General features: G+C 52.9%; 5 protein-coding genes. 2 read left to right on the forward strand and 3 right to left on the reverse strand.

The features are described from left to right. On the reverse strand, window positions 1-221 hold a 221-nt coding region (locus G547_RS21835; protein WP_036189149.1), incomplete at its 3' end, for a hypothetical protein. A 194-nt stretch (window positions 222-415) separates the two neighbouring features. Between G547_RS21835 and G547_RS23210 the strand changes: the two genes are divergently transcribed. Both G547_RS23210 and G547_RS23495 read left to right on the forward strand, forming a co-directional pair. Next, complete coding sequence (locus G547_RS23210) at window positions 416-1,285, forward strand: lysozyme (RefSeq protein WP_084646109.1); 870 nt, start codon at window positions 416-418, stop codon at window positions 1,283-1,285. Further along, window positions 1,279-1,788 (forward strand): hypothetical protein, encoded by a 510-nt coding sequence (locus G547_RS23495; RefSeq protein WP_157209912.1) that lies wholly within the window; start codon window positions 1,279-1,281, stop codon window positions 1,786-1,788. Before G547_RS23210 ends, G547_RS23495 begins: the two co-directional genes overlap by 7 nt. Before the next feature lie 75 nt (window positions 1,789-1,863). Here the strand turns inward: G547_RS23495 and G547_RS0115920 are convergent, their stop codons facing one another. Together G547_RS0115920 and G547_RS0115925 are read right to left on the reverse strand one after the other, a co-directional pair. Continuing rightward, window positions 1,864-2,268 carry a hypothetical protein gene (locus G547_RS0115920; RefSeq protein ID WP_027330691.1) on the reverse strand — a complete coding sequence of 135 codons (405 nt, stop codon included), beginning with the start codon at window positions 2,266-2,268 and terminating at the stop codon, window positions 1,864-1,866. Window positions 2,269-2,287: 19 nt separating this feature from the next. Beyond that, the coding region (locus tag G547_RS0115925; RefSeq protein WP_027330692.1) for a tannase/feruloyl esterase family alpha/beta hydrolase at window positions 2,288-2,495 on the reverse strand (208 nt) is incomplete at its 5' end.

Below are 2,495 nucleotides of genomic sequence, written 5' to 3' on the forward strand. Positions count from 1 at the left end.
TGATAGAACAGGATCTTCCCACCGCGATTGAGGAAGGTCGAAAAGTTGGTCCAGCCGTAGCTGTCGGTGCGCGCCTGCATCGGATCATTGCGCAGTTGCGCGTCTTCGACGTCGATGTCGAGCGCCTCGGCCTGCGCCTGGGAGATACACGAATCGCCCTCCCCCGCCTCGCAGACGAGCCGACCGGGGTCGAAGTCGCAGTCACGGACATTGGCGACCACCCCGTCTTCAAGGCCATCCAGGCCGTCGGCGCGGCGTCAGAAGCCCCATGCACCGCGCGGCGTTATTACCTTGTATAATGCCTTTTGGTGAGCTGCATCACACTATGCCGCGATTATGACACAAGCTATGGACCCTCTCGTGTGCATCTATTACCATCCGTGCACGCATTTCGATATCCTGAAGGACCAATACGATGCTTATTTCCCAATTTCCGTTGATCGCTGGCGCAAATGCCGGCAAAGCTATACGCTGCCACCCTACGATTTATCCAATCTACGAAGAATTGAGTAAAGCCGCTGCCCGAGGTAGCCACTGGGCAAGAAGGGTAGATCAAGAGCTTAAAGCACTTAGCCATGGCAGCCTTTCCAAGTGCGGCAGTCAGTGCAAGCCAAAGGGCCTCGGCATAAGAAACCATCTTCTTTCACTGCCAGGCGTCCAGTTCCTCCTGGAACACTACTCCAACGACCAGTACGTCCTGTCCGATATTCGATTTTCGCAGGGCTCATCCGTAGACGCCGCACAACACGCCCTCCTCCATGAATCATCCTCGAATGTCGCCACTTTGAATGCAACCTCCTTGAGCAAAAGTGGTGTCACCTTTCTAAAAGATATCGAATCGCTGAGACTCACACCCTATGACGACCAAACTGGCGAAACCATAGACAGCTGGGTCGAAGGAGCCACTATCGGTTACGGTCACCTGATCCCGAAAGCTGAGTGGGCAATCTACAAAAGCGGCATAACAGAAGCACAAGCGAACACGTTATTTGAAGGGGATATTACGCCTTTTGTTAACGGCGTCAATCAACATATTACTACCTCCTTGAACAACCATCAGTTTGACGCCCTGGTAATTCTTGCATTTAACATTGGCATCCACGCTTTCTCGAACTCATCAGTTGTCAAAATGATCAATAACCCTGAGGCCAAAACAGCTTATTCCAGCCTTGAAGATGCGTGGAAAGCATGGAAGAAGTCTCAAGGCAAGGTTAACCAGGGCCTCATTAACCGCCGCAACGCTGAGTGGAATATTTACACTCAAGGGGTGTATCAAACATGGTAAAGCATTTTGAAAGGCATCAAGGATACAAGAAAGTCCACACCGTACTTCTCGTTGCACTCACGCTGGCATTCAGCGGATGCACAGAAGAGTCCAAGGCAGAATGCGCCGAGGATTCTCCAGAGAGCTTACTGGGAACATACGAGGTCAAACAGGCAAGTCGCTATCGCGGAGGTTTAACCTCCGAAGAAGCAGCACAAGAAAGAGTAGGCAGCGAAGTCAAGATCGGAAAAAATCAGATGATTTCCGATCTTTCTTCCATTGAAAAGCCTCGATATGAGATCGAGTGCTACCCCGCTGTTGATAAAGAAGGCGAGGTACCGGCTCAGCGTTTCAGCAATTTTTACGGACTAGGCCTCGATCGGGACTCCGTGAAGGTGCTTGAGGTATACGCCGAAGGTGACCCCGAAGGCGAGCCGTCATACTATTTTGAAGTCGTAAACGACGAGCTTTGGGAGCTGTACGATGGCTGGCTCTATACATTGACCAAGCCGAGCGAACCGTAAGATAGAAAACCCGAAAGCCTACCCCCCGCCTTCAGTGGGCGGGGCTTTGAAGGGCAGCCCATCATCGCTCTGCGACTACAAAGGATCACCCTCGCCTTCCAGTGCGCGTATTTGGTTCAGCTCTTCCTCAGTCAGCGCTTTATAACCTCTCATAAACGGCCAACCGAATCCCCAACGAAACCCCGTAGGCAAAAAGGGAGTGCCACCGACCCTGACCCCTGCCAACATCAGCATGGCGATTTCTGGCTCACCGGCATCGGCAACGCAACGCTTCAGTTCATTATCAGCGTCAATACGATCCTGATAGGTGCCGCCTTTCCAGTAGGCATAGTCATGAGCAATACAGCAGGATAACCAGAGTTCGTTATTCTGGACTGTGCCGTCCGGAAAGGAGCTGCACCCATCGGTCTCAAAGGGTTGAAGGTCGCCGGCAACGGCACAGACCGGAAGAAACAGTAACGTTGCCAGAACTCTTCTCATCACAACCAACGCTTACTCTCTACCGGCACTCAAAACTATCGGCTGACGTCTCATCACCACCAACATAGTGCGGGTGTTCTGGATAGGCGCACAGCTTGGTGCTCGCGGGCTCTGGGTTCGTGCGAGAGGCAGTGACATCGCCCGGCGCTTCGCCATTTTCCACCCAGTCGACGACCGCGCTCAGCAGGTCAAAGGAATCGTAGGTATTGGCCCCGCCGGCGCAATGG

Source organism: Marinimicrobium agarilyticum DSM 16975, from assembly GCF_000423345.1.
GTDB lineage: Bacteria > Pseudomonadota > Gammaproteobacteria > Pseudomonadales > Cellvibrionaceae > Marinimicrobium > Marinimicrobium agarilyticum.

What these genes read in the sequence shown, in the direction of transcription:
- G547_RS23210 (WP_084646109.1), top strand. Translation starts at nt 416, where the DNA reads ATGCTTATTTCCCAATTTCCGTTGATCGCTGGCGCAAATGCCGGCAAA.
- G547_RS23495 (WP_157209912.1), top strand. Translation starts at nt 1,279, where the DNA reads ATGGTAAAGCATTTTGAAAGGCATCAAGGATACAAGAAAGTCCACACC.
- G547_RS0115920 (WP_027330691.1), bottom strand. Translation starts at nt 2,268, where the DNA reads ATGAGAAGAGTTCTGGCAACGTTACTGTTTCTTCCGGTCTGTGCCGTT.